The 17076-nt window shown below is 47.3% G+C and carries 17 protein-coding genes; 15 read left to right on the forward strand and 2 right to left on the reverse strand.

Annotated elements, in window-relative coordinates:
* Positions 1-74: 74 nt before the first annotated feature.
* From KY305_RS11835 to KY305_RS11855, 5 genes are all read left to right on the forward strand, one after another.
* Positions 75-719 carry an esterase/lipase family protein gene (locus tag KY305_RS11835; protein ID WP_223062789.1) on the forward strand — a complete coding sequence of 215 codons (645 nt, stop codon included), beginning with the start codon at positions 75-77 and terminating at the stop codon, positions 717-719.
* A gap of 160 nt (positions 720-879) precedes the next feature.
* Positions 880-1938, forward strand: a complete 1059-nt coding sequence (locus KY305_RS11840; protein ID WP_223062695.1) for a helix-turn-helix domain-containing protein — start codon at positions 880-882, stop codon at positions 1936-1938.
* A gap of 144 nt (positions 1939-2082) precedes the next feature.
* Positions 2083-3015, forward strand: a complete 933-nt coding sequence (locus KY305_RS11845; RefSeq protein WP_223062696.1) for an aldo/keto reductase — start codon at positions 2083-2085, stop codon at positions 3013-3015.
* Positions 3016-3086: 71 nt separating this feature from the next.
* Entirely contained in the window at positions 3087-4475 is a 1389-nt protein-coding gene (locus KY305_RS11850; RefSeq protein WP_223062697.1) for a YcdB/YcdC domain-containing protein, read from the forward strand.
* Positions 4476-4672: 197 nt separating this feature from the next.
* Positions 4673-6031, forward strand: a complete 1359-nt coding sequence (locus KY305_RS11855; protein WP_223062698.1) for a YcdB/YcdC domain-containing protein — start codon at positions 4673-4675, stop codon at positions 6029-6031.
* Here KY305_RS11855 and KY305_RS11860 read toward each other — a convergent pair.
* Positions 6028-6531 carry a M15 family metallopeptidase gene (locus tag KY305_RS11860; RefSeq protein ID WP_223062699.1) on the reverse strand — a complete coding sequence of 168 codons (504 nt, stop codon included), beginning with the start codon at positions 6529-6531 and terminating at the stop codon, positions 6028-6030. The genes KY305_RS11855 and KY305_RS11860 overlap by 4 nt on opposite strands.
* 108 nt (positions 6532-6639) lie before the next feature.
* Between KY305_RS11860 and KY305_RS11865 the strand changes: the two genes are divergently transcribed.
* The 5 genes from KY305_RS11865 (at position 6640) to KY305_RS11885 (ending at position 11421) form a co-directional block, all read left to right on the forward strand.
* Entirely contained in the window at positions 6640-7764 is a 1125-nt protein-coding gene (locus tag KY305_RS11865; protein ID WP_223062700.1) for a response regulator aspartate phosphatase, read from the forward strand.
* A gap of 115 nt (positions 7765-7879) precedes the next feature.
* On the forward strand, positions 7880-8659 hold the full coding sequence (locus KY305_RS11870) for a glucose 1-dehydrogenase (protein ID WP_223062701.1): 780 nt from the start codon (positions 7880-7882) through the stop codon (positions 8657-8659).
* A gap of 258 nt (positions 8660-8917) precedes the next feature.
* Complete coding sequence (locus KY305_RS11875) at positions 8918-9874, forward strand: metal ABC transporter substrate-binding protein (protein WP_223062702.1); 957 nt, start codon at positions 8918-8920, stop codon at positions 9872-9874.
* Between the two features lie 54 nt (positions 9875-9928).
* Positions 9929-10624 carry a metal ABC transporter ATP-binding protein gene (locus KY305_RS11880; RefSeq protein WP_223062703.1) on the forward strand — a complete coding sequence of 232 codons (696 nt, stop codon included), beginning with the start codon at positions 9929-9931 and terminating at the stop codon, positions 10622-10624.
* Positions 10582-11421 (forward strand): metal ABC transporter permease, encoded by an 840-nt coding sequence (locus KY305_RS11885; RefSeq protein ID WP_013350926.1) that lies wholly within the window; start codon positions 10582-10584, stop codon positions 11419-11421. The genes KY305_RS11880 and KY305_RS11885 overlap by 43 nt, the downstream gene beginning before the upstream one ends.
* A gap of 58 nt (positions 11422-11479) precedes the next feature.
* Here the strand turns inward: KY305_RS11885 and KY305_RS11890 are convergent, their stop codons facing one another.
* Positions 11480-12475, reverse strand: a complete 996-nt coding sequence (locus tag KY305_RS11890) for an LLM class flavin-dependent oxidoreductase (protein ID WP_223062704.1) — start codon at positions 12473-12475, stop codon at positions 11480-11482.
* A gap of 276 nt (positions 12476-12751) precedes the next feature.
* Between KY305_RS11890 and KY305_RS11895 the strand changes: the two genes are divergently transcribed.
* The 5 genes from KY305_RS11895 (at position 12752) to KY305_RS11915 (ending at position 17074) form a co-directional block, all read left to right on the forward strand.
* The gene (locus KY305_RS11895) at positions 12752-13351 is read left to right on the forward strand and encodes a TerD family protein (RefSeq protein WP_223062705.1); all 600 of its coding nucleotides are present in this window, start codon (positions 12752-12754) and stop codon (positions 13349-13351) included.
* A 22-nt stretch (positions 13352-13373) separates the two neighbouring features.
* Positions 13374-13955: a TerD family protein gene (locus tag KY305_RS11900; RefSeq protein WP_214804131.1), complete on the forward strand. Its 582-nt coding sequence runs from the start codon at positions 13374-13376 to the stop codon at positions 13953-13955.
* Positions 13956-13987: 32 nt separating this feature from the next.
* The gene (locus tag KY305_RS11905; protein WP_223062706.1) at positions 13988-14566 is read left to right on the forward strand and encodes a TerD family protein; all 579 of its coding nucleotides are present in this window, start codon (positions 13988-13990) and stop codon (positions 14564-14566) included.
* 39 nt (positions 14567-14605) lie between these two features.
* Positions 14606-15379 (forward strand): TerC family protein, encoded by a 774-nt coding sequence (locus KY305_RS11910; RefSeq protein ID WP_223062707.1) that lies wholly within the window; start codon positions 14606-14608, stop codon positions 15377-15379.
* A gap of 72 nt (positions 15380-15451) precedes the next feature.
* Complete coding sequence (locus KY305_RS11915; protein ID WP_223062708.1) at positions 15452-17074, forward strand: YceG family protein; 1623 nt, start codon at positions 15452-15454, stop codon at positions 17072-17074.
* The last annotated feature ends 2 nt before the right edge of the window (positions 17075-17076 follow it).

A 17076-nucleotide genomic window follows, 5' to 3' on the forward strand; every position in this document is an offset into this window, starting at 1 on the left:
AAAAACACTGTTTATACATAATTTTCTATCTTATGATAAGGATTGATCATTAATTACAGAAGAGGAGGAACATGATGAAAACAGTGAAAAATAAATGTCTGGCGGTATTGATGATCTGCATGCTGAGTATCGTATCCGTATTTGCGCTGCAGCCAGCCGTCACCAAAGCCGTCTCGGGACACAACCCGGTGGTCATGGTGCACGGAATAGGCGGGGCATCTTTTAACTTCGCCGGCATTAAAACCTATCTAATCTCCCAAGGATGGTCCTCCAAAGACCTGTATGCGATTGACTTTTGGGATAAAACGGGACATAACAAAAGAAATGCGCCAAGACTATCAGCATATGTGAAAAAAGTGCTCAGTGAAACGGGAGCGGGCAAAGTCGATATTGTCGCGCACAGTATGGGCGGCGCAAACACGCTTTATTATATTAAAAACTTAGACGGCGGAGACAAGATTGGAAACGTCGTGACGCTTGGCGGAGCGAACCGCCTGGTCACAAACAAAGCGCTGCCGGGCACAGACCCGAATCAAAAGATTTTGTACACATCCATTTACGGTTCACTTGACTTGATTGTCATCAACGGACTATCCAAATTACACGGCGCGAAAAATGTGAAAGTCCGCGGCGTCGGCCACATCGGCCTTTTGATGAGCAGCAAAGTAAACAGGCTGATTAAAGAAGGTCTCAGCGGCGGCGGAGAAAACTTGAATTGATAGAGTCAGAGCCTGAGAGAATACAAGTCTTCAAGGCTCTTTTTTGTCTTCTCCGGCAGCCGGCAGGTGGTTTCCATATTCTTTTTTCACCGTAAACCAAGCCCTCAGAAGTTATTTTTGTTAAAATAATATAGTTATATCAGAATTCGGAGGGTTTATTGTGGGAAAAGTGAAAAGAAATGCCCCTTGTCCATGCGGCAGCGGGAAGAAATATAAAAAATGCTGCGGAAGTAAAGCAGTTGATATTCCGGCAGACATCGCAGCAAAAGAAGCGAAGCAGATTCAGGAAAACTTGATGGAGTATGCCTTTACCGTACATAGAGAAAGCATATCATCGTTTATTAACAAGCATGAATTCATGTCTTCTATGGACAGGCAGACAAAGGACATCAGCGTATTCAATCTCGGCATCTGGGGAATTTTCTTCCGTCAGCTTGCAGACGGCAAGACGATTTTCGAAGATTACCTTCAGAAAAAAGGCGGCAATATCAACCGCCCGAAAACGCGTGAAATCGTGGAGTCATGGAAAAGCATGACACCGGCGCTCATGCTGCTTGAGGACATCAAAGAAGGTATGATCCACTTTGAAGATGTAATGACGAAAAAACAGTTCAAGGTGGAAATGGATGCAAACCAGCAGGATCTTCCGCCTGTGGGAAGCCTGATTCTCGGCTACCCGATTCACGAAGCGGAAAAAGCGGAATTCTTCATGCAGTTCACGATCTTCCCTGTGAAGCGGACGGACGACCTGATCAGCAAAGTGAAAAAGGCGGCGGTACAAGGAAAATCGCCTGAACGCTTTATGGAGGAAGACTTCGACACTGTTCTGGCCGCTCTTTTAGGCAATGCAGAAGAGCCGAAGCCAAGCACTGAAGAAAACCGTACAGAGTGGGCGAATGACATGGAGAAGGAGACAGCGGATGCCATTGAAAAAGGCATGACCGGCGATGAATATCCGGCAGACCTTATTCCGGCTGTCATCGGCCTGTGGAAGTCCTTCTGCGACAAAAAAACGCCGACCATCAGAAAGCCGGAAGCCTTTGCGGCGGCGGTCGAGTATTATGTGAACAGCATTTCTCTAAGCGGGGCTTCTGTTTCACAAGCTAAGCTGGCGAAGAAATACGGCGTAAGCGCCTCAACCATCTCCAGCCGTTATAAAGAAATCGAAAGTGCTTTGCAAGACGAAGCCGATCACTTCGCGGCAGCGCTGACATCTTAATAGAGCGAAACAAAAACCTTGAAGGGCGAAAACTCTTCAAGGTTTTTTCTGTTGGTTTGACATGCTGATTTCTTCCGCAGGCAGGATAATAAATTCCATCTATCTAATAATAAAAGGAGATGCTTTCAGGAAGGGGAATGAACAATGGAGCAGACACGTGCGTTGGGCAGGACAAATTTACAGGTAAAGCGAATCGGGTTTGGCGCGAATGCGGTCGGGGGACATAATCTGTTTCCGAATCTGAATGATGAGACGGGGAAAGATCTCGTCCGCACCGCTTTGGATGGCGGTGTGAATTTTATTGATACAGCCTTTATATACGGCTTAGGGCGTTCTGAGGAGTTAATCGGAGAGGTCGTGCAGGAACGCGGCGCGAGGGACAGGCTGGTTATTGCCTCAAAGGGTGCGCATAAAGAGGTTAACGGACAAATCGAACTGGACAACAGCCGCGAATTTCTTCGGGGAGAAGTGGAAAAAAGCCTCAAGCGGCTGAAGACGGATGTGATTGATTTGTATTATGTCCATTTCCCTGACGGCAAAACGCCGATGTCCGAGGTGGCAGGCACATTAAAAGAACTGAAGGATGAAGGGAAAATTAAAGCGATCGGCGCCTCCAATCTTGATTTTCAGCAATTGCAGGAGTTTAACGCCGACGGCTATTTAGAGGTCTTTCAATCCGAATACTCGCTGATCCGCCGCGACGCGGAAAAGGAACTGCTGCCTTACTGTGAAAAGAACGGCATCTCCTTTATCCCGTATTTCCCGCTCGCGTCCGGCCTGCTGACAGGAAAGTTCACAAAAGACGCGGCATTCGACGACAGCCGAAAGAACAGACCGCAGTTTCAGGGAGAAATGTTTATCAAAAACCTGGAGAAAGTGGACAAGCTGAAAGCCATCGCCGAAGAAAAAGGAACGCAAACGGCGCATATCGCCCTTGCCTGGCTGTTATCAAGGCCGGCGGTTGACGCGATCATCCCCGGCGCCAAACGCCCTGACCAGCTGAAAAACAACCTGAACACCCTCGACGTTCAATTAACCGAGGATGAGACGCAGTATATCAGTGACATTTTCCAGTAAAACAAAAAGAGGAAATAGCACGGGCTATTTCCTTTTAACTATTCTTTTTTCGCAGATAAGGAAGTGTTCATATGAAGAGAGAGAAATTACAACAGATGGCAGCCCGGATTGGAAACGTCCCGGCTCATTACCAGATGGACGCGGAGGATTATGATGAGGAGCGTGCGCTGTTTTGGTGGAGTGATAAGGGTGATGAAGACAGCAGTATCATGGTGGAGTTAGACCCGGACGGAAAGCTGAAATACTTGTCCCGTTCAGCTCTCCAAACCGATCAGCCTCCCCTTCCCGATCGGGAAATTGAAAAACGGATGCTTGAATTTACAGAGACACATTATCCGGGGGCGGCAGCTGAATTTGAACGGGAAGAGAACAGCCCTGCATGTGAAGATAAAGTGAGATATTCATATGTTCAGATGGCTGACGGGCTGCCGCTCCCGCTGACCGGGTTTTACGTCCATCTGTCTTTGACGGGGGAGGTAACCGATTTTTGTTATCAGGGGAAGGCGGATCAATTGATGAGACCCGGGCATATTGCGGACAAACAGGAGGCATTGGCTCATTTTGTGAAAGATATTGATGTTGAGCTGCTCTTCACCGTTCTGAATCATACCGTTTATGAGCAGGGGGATGACCAGCCGCATCTCGTTTATGAACCAATAATTCCGCTCCGTCCGATTTCGGCCGGCTTGGATGAAGAAAAAGAAGAGTGTGATGAAATAGAACCCGAAACGCGGCCGTATGTTCCGCTTTCACGCCCTGAACATGTAACCGAAAATATCAGTGTGAATGACATGATCGGGCTGCATGCCGGGTTTTATAAAGATAGAGAAACAGATCTTGGGGACGGCCGAATCGGCATCGCCTGGCGTCCTGATAAAACAGAAGCAGCCCGGGACGGTAAAAGCTTAGAGAGTCTGTTTAAGCACCGGACTGAACATGTATTAAAAACAATATATGATAAAGAATCCGGCAGGCTTGCCGGAGTGATGTCCTTTATCCGTGAAGAAGGTGAACCGGTGCTTTCAGAAGCGGATTGTGAAAACGCTGCGCTTCGGTTTCTGTTTGCGATATTTCCGGAAGCGGATCAGTATTTCCGAATTCAATATGATGAACCGGACGATGAACAGGAGGTTGCTGGGTTTACATTCAAGGCAGAGACGGACGGGGTTCCTTTACGCTTCGGAGAGTCGAGAATCTGTGTCAGTAAAAAGACGGGACGCATCAGGTGTTACATGCCGCCGGAAATAGACCCGGCAACGCTTAAGCACATTGACCCGGTCCCTTCATTGACGAAGGAAGAGGCAAAGGCGGCCATTCTGGAAGCGATCAGGGTGGAACTGGCTTGGGACAGGTATGATGACGGCAGCGGTCAGAATACGTACCGTCTCGTATACAAGCCGATTTACCCTCGCTTTATAGAGGCTCATACAGGCAGAGCCATTATGAGTTCGATAGGCTGAAAGTCTCATCTTCTATCCGGCGGCATCATGCTGTGTGTGAAATTCGAATCAGAAACTGCCGTCCTGAGCTCGAAACTTTTCCCGCTCTGCTAAAAATAGACACATAAAAGGACCTTTCTTCCCTTTAAAAAAAGAAGGGCATTTTTATATAATAAAACACAGTTCTTTTTGTACACTCTTTTGAAAGGATGACTTCATTGCTGAAAGAACATCTGAGAAAAAAAGCGCTGGAGATCGGGAATATACCGCCGTATTATGAGCTTGAAATAGAAGATTATGACGAAAAACAAAAGACGAAAGCCTATTTTATATGGAAAGACCCTTACGATTCAGACAAAACGGTAACGATTGAACTGGGAGAGGACGGATCTTTGCTTACGTATTCACGCACGGACTGTCCGAGTTCAGACATCCAGCTGTCAGACGCGGAATTAAAGCTGACGGCTCTTCGGTTTGCGGCCGAGCACCATCCGCTTACCTTTATGAAATTCACCTTTCAGACGAGAGAAGAACGAAATGGGCGCATTCGTTTTATTTATTCAAAAAAAGTGCTTGATCGGCCGCTTCCCGATTCGGGTTTTTTCGTTGATTTGACGAACAGCGGCTTCGTCGTTCAATTTCTGTATTACGGAGAGAAGGGAGAGGCTCTTATTCCTGAGCAGTTCGTTGACCAGGAGAAAGCCGTTTCCCACTATATGAGCGAGCTTACGTTTAAGCTCGTGTATGACGTTGTTAATTTTGAAAAAACGCCCCGTCTTGTCTATGAACCGATATTGCCTGCATACAGTTATCCTGCCGGAGAGGACGACATCGTTCCGGATCAGCATCTGTGCGATGAAAGGGCCGAAAAGGCGAAACCGCTGCCGGAGCTGAAAAAAAAGCAGGAAATGAACCTGTATGAAATGATGGGTTTTACCGCTGATATGATCCAAACGCGGGAGCGGGATCTCGGAGATGAGATCGGTACAACATGGCGGAAAGGATCAGTTCCGGAACGAAAAGATTTGAGCATTGAAAGTTATTTCGAAAGCAGCAACAAAAACACAATGAAGATGAAAACGGACAAAAAAACCGGGAAGATGACAGCCTTTAAATCTTTTATTGAGCATCAGGGCCCGGCTTTTTATTCCGAAGAAGAGTGTGAGGCCGTCGCGCTTCAATTTTTATATGCGCTTTATCCGAGGGCAGCCGAGTTTTTTAAACTGAATCCGCTTCGGATTGACGGAAGGGGCAGGTTCCGCTTCCATTTTTCTGTATGGCATCAAGGCATTCCGCTCCGATTCGGCGCTGCGCGAATTCTCGTCAGTCCCGTGACGGGGCTTGTGGAAGCTTATATGGCGCCGGATATTGACCCGGAGCAACTAGAATCTATTAATCCGATACCGGCCGTTTCGCCAGAAGAAGCAAAAGCCGCGTTCTTATCTGACTTTCATCTGCAACTGGAATGGCAGCGCGAGTTCACACCGGCCGGCGGACAAGGGTATAAGCTTGTCTACAGGCCCGTGTATCCTCCGTATATTGACGCACAAAAACGGAAAAAGAAAAGGTTTTATTAGCTAGGGATCATTTGTAAATGAGGATAGTCTTTAAAGTTTCTCCAATCGCCTCCCCATTGAAAACCGAGCTTTTTGGCAATCGACACGACCTCAAGCCAATCAGGTGTGCCGTTTTGGTTGCCGTCGTACGTCATATCCCATAAGAGGCTTCCGTCCTTCTTTTGCAGGGCGAAGTCAATGGCAAGACCGTAATTGTGATATGATTCCCCGCCTTTTGCGTAGGTGACGATTTTCCCTTTTTTTGAGCGTCCTTGGCGGTACAATTCGTTTTGTTCCTCAACTGATCTGAAACCCTCTGTGATGACCATGCTTATGCCTTTTTTCGCAGCGGCGGTCTGCAATATCTCCGCATTCTGCTTAACGAGCGGATGAAGAGCGGCCGGAACGTCTCTTTCTTTTAATGCAGTGTGAGGCCTCAGTTCCTTCTGCACATAAGAATAACAAAGGCCTGCGGAAAAGAAGACCATCAGGAGTACTGCTATTTTAACTGGTAATGTCATGATGAAAACTCTCTTTCTTAAGCGGTTAAAATCTGTGTTTGCTCTCTGTATTAAATTTGCTATGATAAAATATAACATAATTAGTAGCCAGAGGAAGGGGGCAGATGTATGAAAAAATCCAAGATTCCATCTGAAGAAGTAGCAGTAAAGATGAATGAATGGTATAAACTGATCCGCGCGTTTGAAGCTGATAAAGCCGAAACATTAAAGCGGGAGATCGAATATGAACTGGAAGACATGGAAGAGAATCAGGATTTACTATTGTATTTTTCATTGATGGAATTCCGGCACCGTATCATGCTGGATAAATTAAAACCGATGAAAGAAAGCGACAGCCAGCCTCCGTTCTCTGATATGCTGACTGAGATTGAGATGAACCAGCAAAAGCTCACCGGCTTATTGGAATATTATTTTTACTATTTCAGGGGAATGTATGAATTTAAGCAAAAAAACTTCATCTCAGCGATTTCTCATTATAAGCATGCTGAGGAAAAACTTGAATATGTGGAAGATGACATAGAGAAGGCCGAGTTTCTGTATAAAATTTCTGAGGTGTACTACCATATCAAGCAGACTTTCTTTTCGATGAATTATGCGGGGCAGGCGCTTGATATTTATAAGAAGTATGAATTATACGGGATGAGAAGGGTGCAGTGTAAATTTATCATTGCCGGAAATTTGATGGACGCCCAGCAGCATGAAAAAGCGCTGGAGTACCTTGAATGCGCCTTAGAGCACGCGGAGCGGCTAGATGATGATTATATGATCGCTGCGGCCCATTATAACATCGGGCACTGTATGTACAGTTTGGGTGACTTTTGCAAGGCGGCGGATTACTTTGAAAAAGCGGCCGCCGTTTTTGAAGCGCACAGCTTCCAGCAGGTCATCCAAGCTGTTTTTTCACTCACACATATTTATTTTAAAGCGGAAAAGTACAGTGAAGCCGCTGCCAGCTATGAACGGGGTATAAAAAGCGCAGCCGATTGGGGCGATGACATTTACTTGACGAAATTCTGTCTGATTAAGGAACTGTATGGCGGAGACGGCGGACAGGATTTGCTGAAAGAGCTGTTTGATAAATTGGAGTCAAAGCAGCTATTGGCTGATACAGAGGAGCTTCTTCAGGACGCGGCCCATTTCTTTCATAAACGGGAAAACTACAAAGCGGCGTCTTATTTCTTCAGCAGGCTTGTGGATGTGCAAAAGAGGCTGCAAATGAACACTTATGCGTAATGACAGGGAAGAACGCAGGGAGCCCAGGCTTTCAGCGTTCTTTTTATGATCCCATTTGTTTTCATGCCAAAAAAACCGGGTACATGGTCTGTATAAACGGCAGGGAGGAAAGACGATGTATCAGGATTTACAAGGAAAAACAGCAATTGTAACGGGTTCTTCAAAAGGCATCGGAAAAGCCATCGCCGAACGCTTCGGCAAAGAAAAGATGAATGTTGTGGTGAATTACCGCAGCGATCCAGCCGGTGCGGAGGAAGCCGCAGACACCATTAAGAAAGCGGGAGGCCGGGCGGTCACAGTGAAAGCCGATGTATCCTCTGAGGAAGGAATTCAGGCGCTTTTTGACGCGGCATCAGAGCATTTCGGCGATGTAGACGTCATGGTGAATAACTCAGGCTTTAACGGAGCTGAAGCGATGCCTCATGAAATGAGCATAGAGGATTGGCAAAAGGTCATCGACGTCAACGTAACCGGCACCTTTCTTGGGGCAAAAGCCGCCCTCAAACACATGATGGACCGCAGGAAAAAAGGAACGGTCTTAAACATATCGAGCGTCCATCAGCAAATACCGCGTCCTGAAAACGTGCAGTACGCAACGTCAAAAGGCGGCCTGAAAATGATGACAGAAACAATGGCGCTCAATTACGCCGACAAAGGCATCCGGGTAAATGCCATCGCCCCCGGCACGATTGCCACGGAGTCAAATACGGATCTTCAAGAAGAAAAACATAAACAAGCCCAGCTGAAAAAAATTCCGATGAACGCCTTCGGAAAACCGGAAGAAGTCGCGGCCGCCGCCGCATGGATGGTGTCGGAAGAAGCAAGCTACGTGACCGGAACGACACTTTTTGTAGATGGCGGGATGACGCTTTATCCGTCTCAGCTTGAACGATAAAAGAGAAGGGAAACCTTCTCTTTTTTGTTTGGAAAAGGGTGACAAAGGAAAGAGGCCTTTAAAAAACAGGGGGCGTTTCCTTTTGCTTGGAGGGCCCAATATAAATAGATTGAATCCGCCCAGCAATTCTTCCCTTTTTAAAAAAATATCTTGCAAAACGTAATTACTTCGTTTTATTATGGTATAGGTAAGAAATGAACGCATAAGTACAGCTCGGAAATCGTCATCATTCTGATTTGTGGAATAGGGGGATACATTATGTTTAAAAAATGGAGCGGCTTTATGATCATTGCGGCATGCTTTTTAGTTGTTGCAGCTTGCGGCAACTCATCGTCAAAAGGTTCATCAGGGTCCTCAGATAAAAAAAGCGGCAAACTGCACGTCGTGACGACATTTTATCCAATGTACGAATTCACGAAACAAATCGTAAAGGACAAAGGCGATGTAGATATGCTTATTCCGTCTTCGGTTGAACCTCATGATTGGGAGCCGACCCCGAAGGATATCGCGAGCATTCAAAACGCCGATCTCTTTGTTTATAACAGCACGTATATGGAAACGTGGGTTCCGTCAGCGGAAAAAAGCATGGGCGCTGATCATGCGGCATTTGTAAAGGCGTCAAAAGGCATTGATTTAATAGAAGGATCGGATGAAGAGGAAGAGGGGCACGACCACGGCCATAGCCATAGCATGGACCCTCACGTGTGGCTCAGCCCGGTGCTTGCGCAAAAAGAAGTCAAAAACATTACGGCGCAAATCGTCAAACAAGACCCGAAGAACAAGGCATACTATGAGAAAAATAGTGAAGAATATATTGCAAAACTGAAAGATCTTGATAAACTATACCGTACAACATTAAAAAAAGCGGCGAAAAAAGAATTGATCACACAGCACGCGGCATTCAGCTATTTAGCTAAAGAGTACGGCTTGAAACAAGTCGCGATTGCAGGCCTTTCTCCTGAAGAAGAGCCGAGCGCAGCCAAATTAGCCGAGCTTAAAACGTTTGCGAAACAGCATGATGTGAAGATCATTTATTTTGAAGAAGTCGCATCGCCTAAAGTTGCAGATACACTTGCCGGTGAAATTGGCGCGAAAACGGAAGTGCTCAATACACTGGAAGGTTTAAGCCAAAAAGAACGGGATAAGGGCATAGGTTATATCGACATTATGGAGAAAAACCTTGATGCACTGAAAGATTCGCTATTGGTTAAATAACATAGTGTGCGCCGCAGGGTGCACACTATTTCTATGCGGGAAAGGAAGGTCAGCATGAATCTCGTTACATTACAGGATATCGTTTTTGGTTATTCACATACACCCGTGCTTGACGGCGTGTCGCTGGAAATCAATAGCGGCGAATTCGTCGGCATTACAGGGCCGAACGGCGCGTCAAAATCGACGCTGATGAAAGTCATGCTCGGCATGCTCAGACCGTGGGAAGGAACGGCCGAGATCAGCAAAAAAAATGCAGCAGGAAAACGCCTGACAATCGGCTATGTTCCGCAGCAGATTTCTTCATTTAATGCAGGGTTCCCAAGCACGGTTCTTGAGCTTGTGCAATCAGGCCGTTATACAAAAGGAAAATGGTTTAAACGATTGAACGAAACGGATCACCACGAGGTGGAAAACGCGCTGAAGATGGTGGAAATGTGGGATTTCCGCAATCGGAAAATCGGCGATTTATCCGGCGGACAGAAGCAGAAAATCTGCATTGCGAGAATGCTTGCGAGCAATCCGGATCTGCTGATGCTTGATGAACCGACAACAGCAGTTGATTATGAAAGCAGACAGGGCTTCTACGAATTTATGCATCATCAGGTGAAAAACCACAACCGCACCGTCGTGATGGTGACACACGAACAAAACGAAGTACAGCAATACTTAGATAAAGTGATAAGACTTGAGAGGGGGGAAAAAGGCGGATGGAAATGTTTGACTTGGAATTCATGCGACGAGCTTTTCTAGCGGGAAGCATGATCGGAATTATGGCGCCGATATTAGGCGTATATCTCGTGCTGAGAAGACAGGCGCTGATGGCGGATACGCTGTCACACATTTCATTGTCGGGTGTTGCCATCGGTTTTTTTCTCAGTACGAATATTACAGCAGCCAGTATTGTCGTCGTCACCATCGGGGCGATCGGCATTGAATACATGCGGCGGGCATACCGTACATATTCTGAGGTCTCTATCGCAATCTTAATGGCGGCCGGGCTGTCGTTTGCGATGTTTCTGATCAGCCTGTCAAAAGGCGGCGCGTCGATGAGCATCGATCAATATTTATTCGGCTCGCTTGTGACGGTCAGCCAGCAGCAAGTCTATATTATCGGCGGCATTACCCTGCTGATTCTGCTTTATTTCATTATTTTAAACAGACCGCTCTATCTGCTTACCTTTGATGAGGCGACGGCGAAGACATCAGGCATTAACACAAATCTCTTGTCAATGTCATTCAGCATCGTGACGGGGCTTGCGATTTCGGTCATTATTCCGATTATCGGCGTGCTGCTCGTTTCTGCGCTGCTCGTATTGCCCGCGGCTTTTGCGATTCGTATCGCCAAAGGGTTTAAATGGGTGTTTACGGCAGCCATTGTCATTTCTCTGTTCAGTGTGTTCACGGGGCTGACGTCTTCTTACCAGCTCGGAACGCCTCCGGGGCCGTCAATCACTTTACTGTTAATCATTCTGCTTCTGCTCGGCTTTACGCTGCAGGGGATTTGGAATGCGTTTAAAAAAGGAAAAGAACGAAAAAATCGCCGTTAATGCGGTGCAGCAGTTTATCTTTCTCTGGAAACTGCTGCTCCGTTTTTAACGGCCTTTTTTATAGAAACAACTTTGCAAGCCGCTCATACGTTTCTTTTTTCGCTTCGACATCAAAAACGTTGCACAGCACCATGATTTCTTCTGTGCCATATCGTGTTGCAAGCTCAAGCAGGCGGCGTTTTACTGTCGCCGGCGAGCCGATTACCATCCGCTTCCTGTTTTCTTCTATTTGCTTACGGTCAGCCTCCGAATACGGATATGCTTTGGCTTCTGCGATGTCCGGCACGCGGCTGTCCGTCCCTTTCCCGACGCGGAGCAGCCACAAATCCTGACTTAATGCAAGCTCCTCGGCTTCCTCATCCGTGGCTGCGCAGATGACAAAGACGGCAAACAGCAGTGCGGGAGCGGAGAAATGGGCGGAGGCCTGAAAGCTGTCCCGATAGACCCGGCAGGATTTCTCCCCGCGTTCCGGGTTGATGAAATGGCCGAATACATAGCCCGCCCCCTGCTGAGCCGCGCGTCTGGCGCTGTTTTCTCCGAGGCCGAGCACCCATAGTTCAGGCGCCGTTTCGATAAGCGGCGCTGTTTTGATTCCTGAGTAAGCATGATCTGACGGGATCGAATCTGTCAGAAAGTAAGACAAATCCTGAAGCTGCCTGCTGAACTCGGTCATGCTTTTCTTGACCCCGTCAGTCAGGGCGAGCCGGGTTTTTGTCGTGCCGCCGGGGGAGCGGCCGACTCCGAGATCAATCCGGTTCGGATACAGCGCCTCAAGCTGCCGGAACGTTTCCGCAACTTTATATGGGCTGTACTGCGGCAGAAGAACACCTCCTGAGCCGACGCGGATCGATTTCGTGCAAGCCGCAATATGGGCTATCATAATTTCCGGGGCAACACTTGCAAGCCCTCTCGTACTGTGATGCTCAGCAAACCAGTACCGCTTATACCCCCAGCCTTCACTAAGGCGGGCGAGCTCCGCCGAATGCCGGAGCGTATCGGCAGGCCCGTTTCCTTTGGATATAGGCGCCTGATCAAGTATGCTTAATTCAATCACTCGACTGCCCCTTTCTCAAATCGTATTGATACAAGGATAGGAAAAATCCTTCGCCGCCGTCAATTTCTTTGTCTGCCGTTTATTCTTTCCAGAATAAAGGCAAATATGGGCTGGTTTTTTTCGCGGTTTTTCGTCAAAATTTCTGATGTTTTATGAAACTTTGCTATAATAAAAGACGTATATATAATTAAACTCCGGGATGCTTGTCCCGGAAAATCGTAAAATGGCGTACACGTAACGTGCTTATAGGCACCTTTAAGAATAGGAGTGAATCATATGGCGATCTCTTTAGAAAAAGGACAGCGGATTGATTTAACAAAAGGAAAAGCCGGCCTGTCAAAACTGTTAGTAGGCCTTGGCTGGGACCCGGTGTCATCAGGCGGCGGTTTCTTTGGAAAGCTGTTCGGCGGAGGCGGTGCTGATATCGACTGTGACGCTTCAGTACTGATGCTTGAAAATGATAAAATGACAGACAGTAAAAACGTCATCTATTTCGGCAGTCTGAAAAGCCGCTGCGGCGGTGTCGTACATACGGGTGATAACCTGACGGGCGACGGTGACGGCGATGATGAACAAATTCTCGTAGATTTGGCGAAAGTGCCTGCGCACATTAATAAGCTTGTCTTTGTCGTCAACATTTACGACTGTGTCAGAAGAAAGCAGGACTTCGGGATGATTCAAAACGCGTTCATCCGCGTCGTTGACCAGGCCAACCGCAAAGAGCTGGTCACTTATAATTTAAGAGATAACTATTCAGGCAGAACAAGCCTGATCGCGGCTGAAATTTACCGCCAGGACGGCGAATGGAAATTCGCAGCTGTGGGCGAAGGCACAAACGATACAAAAATAGGCGATATCGTCAACCGATACGCATAAACCGAAAAAGGAGAGTGTGAACATGGCAATTTCATTGGCAAAAGGACAAAAAGTAGATTTGACAAAAACAAACCCGGGCCTGTCTAAAGTCGTTGTCGGTCTTGGCTGGGATACGAATAAATACGACGGCGGACACGATTTTGATTTAGATTCAAGCGTCTTTCTTTTAAATGCGGAAGGAAAATGCGCGTCGCCTGACGATTTTATTTTCTATAATCAGCTTGAAGGCGGAAACGGCTCTGTCGCACATTCAGGCGACAACCTGACAGGACAGGGCGAGGGCGATGATGAAAGCGTAAAAGTCAACTTGAGCGCGGTGCCGGCCGGCATTGACAGAATCTCATTCGTCATCACGATCCATGAAGCGGAAGCGCGCGGCCAAAACTTCGGACAAGTGTCTAACGCGTTTGTGCGCATTGTAAATGAAGAAACAAATGAGGAGCTGATCCGCTACGATCTGGCTGAAGATTTTTCAATTGAAACAGCCATTATCGCGGGTGAGCTTTACAGACACAACGGCGAGTGGAAATTTTCAGCGATCGGCTCAGGCTACCAAGGCGGGCTGGCCCGTATTGCGACAGACTACGGTCTGCAAATCGGTTAAAAGATACAAAACACAGAAGGGAGAGATGCAGCATGGCTATTCAATTGGCGAAAGGACAGCGTGTTGATCTGACAAAAACGAATCCGGGGCTTACAAAAGCGGTGATTGGCTTAGGCTGGGATACGAATAAGTACTCCGGAGGGCATGATTTTGACCTTGACGCGTCGGCCTTTCTGGTCGATGCCCATGACAACTGTGTAAATGATCTTGATTTTGTTTTCTACAATAACCTGGAGCATCCGAGCGGCGGCGTCATCCATACGGGAGACAACCGGACGGGTGAGGGCGAGGGAGACGATGAACAAATTATCGTCGACTTCTCTAAAATACCCGCAAACATTGAAAAAATCGGCATCACCGTTACGATTCATGATGCGGAAGCACGCAGCCAAAACTTTGGACAAGTCTCTAACGCGTTCGTACGCGTCGTTGATGAGGCCAATCAAAATGAACTGCTCCGTTTTGATTTAGGCGAGGACTTTTCCATCGAAACGGCTGTTGTTGTTTGTGAGCTGTACCGCCACGGCGCCGAGTGGAAATTTAACGCCATCGGCAGCGGATTTTCCGGCGGTTTGGCATCACTTTGCCGGAATTACGGCTTGCAAGTGTAATAGAGAAATTACCGTTTTTACTAAATAGGAGGAAAAAACTTGGATTTTTTACATCATATTATGTCGACCTACGCTTCCTTTTTTGATTGGAAAATGTGGGGAGAGGTGCTGACTGACCCTGTATCGTGGGGCCTGATCGGTTCCTTGGTTCTTTTAGAAGGTCTGCTGTCGGCCGACAACGCGTTAGTGCTTGCGGTTATGGTAAGGCATCTGCCTGAAAAACAGCGGAAAAAAGCATTAACGTACGGATTGTTCGGGGCATACCTTTTCCGTTTCATTTTTATCGGGGTCGGAATGCTGCTCATTAAGTTCTGGTGGATTAAAGTGCTTGGCGCGCTGTACCTGGCTTGGCTCGTCATTAAGCATTTCTGGATCGGAGAAGGGGACGACGATACGGAAGGCATGAAGAAAAATTCTTGGATGGTCCGCACGTTCGGGATTTTTTGGGCCACTGTTATTTCAGTGGAATTAATGGATCTTGCCTTCTCTGTAGACAGCATTTTGGCCGCATTTGCGGTATCGGAAAAAGTATGGGTGCTCTTGATCGGCGGTATGCTCGGCATACTCATGATGCGTACAGTCGCAAAAGTATTCCTCGTTTTAATTGATAAGATTCCTGAGCTTGAGAACACGGCTTTTGTGTTAATCGGGATTATTTCCGTAAAAATGGCGGGGAGCGCCTTTGGTTATGAAATGCCGCACGTTGTGTTCTTCGGAATCATCATCGCTGCGTTTGTGGTGACGTTTATCATCCACTATTTCAACAAACAAAAGCAGGTTCAGGAACAAACTGCTGCATCTAAAGAAGAATAAAACAAAAAAGGAGGGAGAGTTCATTTCCTTCCTTTTTTGTACCGGAATGACAGAGAGGAAAGGAGGAAGATGATGAAGCAAGAAGAATTGGCGATCCATAAGGCTGAGCTGGAAAACGATGACTGGGAAAGCATCCTGTTTCAAACGCTGCCGGAACGCCCCGCGTATGAACGGGAAAACGGACTGGCCTTTACACGGCTCGCCGGCCGGATTTTGGGCACCCCTTTTGATGAAACGGAGTATTACAATAAGCTTTACGAGCTGTCAACTCATAAAAACATCCATATCTTAAGCGAAACGCTTGATAAAACGATCGCGCCGGAAACGTTTCAGGCGCTTCAAAACATTCATATGATCAATCAAAAAGAAAAAGGGCTTTCCGTATCCCGATTTGTCGCGTTTCTAGACGGAGGCCGGCTGCTTGCAAAACATACGAATCCCCTGATGCACCGCCGCCTGAGAACTGCATTTATGACGCTTTTGGAAACCTTTGCAAACCGGCATGAAAAGGGACTGAACGATCCCGATTTCCGCCGAGTGCTTTTGGATGTGTCGAAGTTTTCGCTGAACCACCTGAATCCTTGGCTCGAACAGACCGATATAGAGCGTGAGATGCCGAAGGTGGTGTGGTACGGAGACGCGACGAAAAGCCAGCTCTATTTTCTCTATTATGTCATGCTGATCGGCTGTGATGTGCTTTTGTTTCACCCGGCGGCAGAGGACCAGTTCAGCATGATTGACCCTGATCAGGAGCTCAGCTTCACGATCAGGCTTCCCGCTGTAAACAGCCTCCAGCCTTTTCCGAAAGAAAAGCCGGACAGGACGTCCACGGTTGCTTATCGGTCGACGAAAGAAATTGAGCACGTGCTGAACCATGAAGAATCCATGATGTATAAGCCGTGGCAGTTCAGAGAACACACCCCGCAGTCCGTGACATTAAAAACAACGTATGATGAATTGTTTCTCATCGCGAAGGAGCGGGCATTCATCCGTCCGCAATTTAAGGCGGACAGAGATAAGGTTGTGATTCCGAACCTTTTTGCTAAAGTGATGGGTGTCTCAAAAGATACGAAAGAATATTGGAGCCGGCTGCATACGGTCGCGGATTATCAGGAAACTCACATGATCCGCCGGTTTCCGTTTACAGAAGAGGTCAAATCCAATTATCAATACCATTACAGCCAGGTTTTAAATGAAGAAGGAGCCATTGACGCGGACAGGCTCAAAAAAAGCAACATCTGGCAGTATAAACATCTGCCGTCTGGCGTGCAGACCGCTATCGCCAATGTGATGTCTGACATGTGCAGAAATCCCGGGCTGAAGGCTTTGCCTCAGGAACAGAAAAAGGATGTCAGTATTTATTTGTTCCGCCAAGCGGCAAACCTTCCCGCTTCACTGCTGCAATTGATCCAAACATTTGATTACGCGCAGACCGTTCCGAAGCTGCTTCTGTATCACACGGAACACAGCGGAGAATTGACGCGTTCGGACGCGGCCGCTCTTTTGTTTTTGAATGAAATCGGCGTCGACATCATCCTGTACAATCCGCCGGGGCATCAAGACATTGAGCATTATATAGAAGAAGACCAATATGACGTCCACTGGCTGGAGGACATGGTGTTTCAGCAGGAATATAAGGAGCCGTCACTTGTAAGGAAGCTGTTTAGAACCATTACGCAAAAGCAGGGAGAGTAAAT

Origin of the sequence: Bacillus sp. YC2, from assembly GCF_019891195.1 — a bacterium.
In the GTDB taxonomy this organism is placed as follows: domain Bacteria; phylum Bacillota; class Bacilli; order Bacillales; family Bacillaceae; genus Bacillus.

Bases quoted from the DNA above. Each gene is read 5' to 3' on its own strand.
- KY305_RS11835 (WP_223062789.1), top strand. From the start codon at position 75: ATGAAAACAGTGAAAAATAAATGTCTGGCGGTATTGATGATCTGCATG.
- KY305_RS11845 (WP_223062696.1), top strand. From the start codon at position 2,083: ATGGAGCAGACACGTGCGTTGGGCAGGACAAATTTACAGGTAAAGCGA.
- KY305_RS11850 (WP_223062697.1), top strand. From the start codon at position 3,087: ATGAAGAGAGAGAAATTACAACAGATGGCAGCCCGGATTGGAAACGTC.
- KY305_RS11860 (WP_223062699.1), bottom strand. From the start codon at position 6,531: ATGACATTACCAGTTAAAATAGCAGTACTCCTGATGGTCTTCTTTTCC.
- KY305_RS11865 (WP_223062700.1), top strand. From the start codon at position 6,640: ATGAAAAAATCCAAGATTCCATCTGAAGAAGTAGCAGTAAAGATGAAT.
- KY305_RS11870 (WP_223062701.1), top strand. From the start codon at position 7,880: ATGTATCAGGATTTACAAGGAAAAACAGCAATTGTAACGGGTTCTTCA.
- KY305_RS11875 (WP_223062702.1), top strand. From the start codon at position 8,918: ATGTTTAAAAAATGGAGCGGCTTTATGATCATTGCGGCATGCTTTTTA.
- KY305_RS11880 (WP_223062703.1), top strand. From the start codon at position 9,929: ATGAATCTCGTTACATTACAGGATATCGTTTTTGGTTATTCACATACA.
- KY305_RS11885 (WP_013350926.1), top strand. From the start codon at position 10,582: ATGGAAATGTTTGACTTGGAATTCATGCGACGAGCTTTTCTAGCGGGA.
- KY305_RS11895 (WP_223062705.1), top strand. From the start codon at position 12,752: ATGGCGATCTCTTTAGAAAAAGGACAGCGGATTGATTTAACAAAAGGA.
- KY305_RS11900 (WP_214804131.1), top strand. From the start codon at position 13,374: ATGGCAATTTCATTGGCAAAAGGACAAAAAGTAGATTTGACAAAAACA.
- KY305_RS11905 (WP_223062706.1), top strand. From the start codon at position 13,988: ATGGCTATTCAATTGGCGAAAGGACAGCGTGTTGATCTGACAAAAACG.
- KY305_RS11915 (WP_223062708.1), top strand. From the start codon at position 15,452: ATGAAGCAAGAAGAATTGGCGATCCATAAGGCTGAGCTGGAAAACGAT.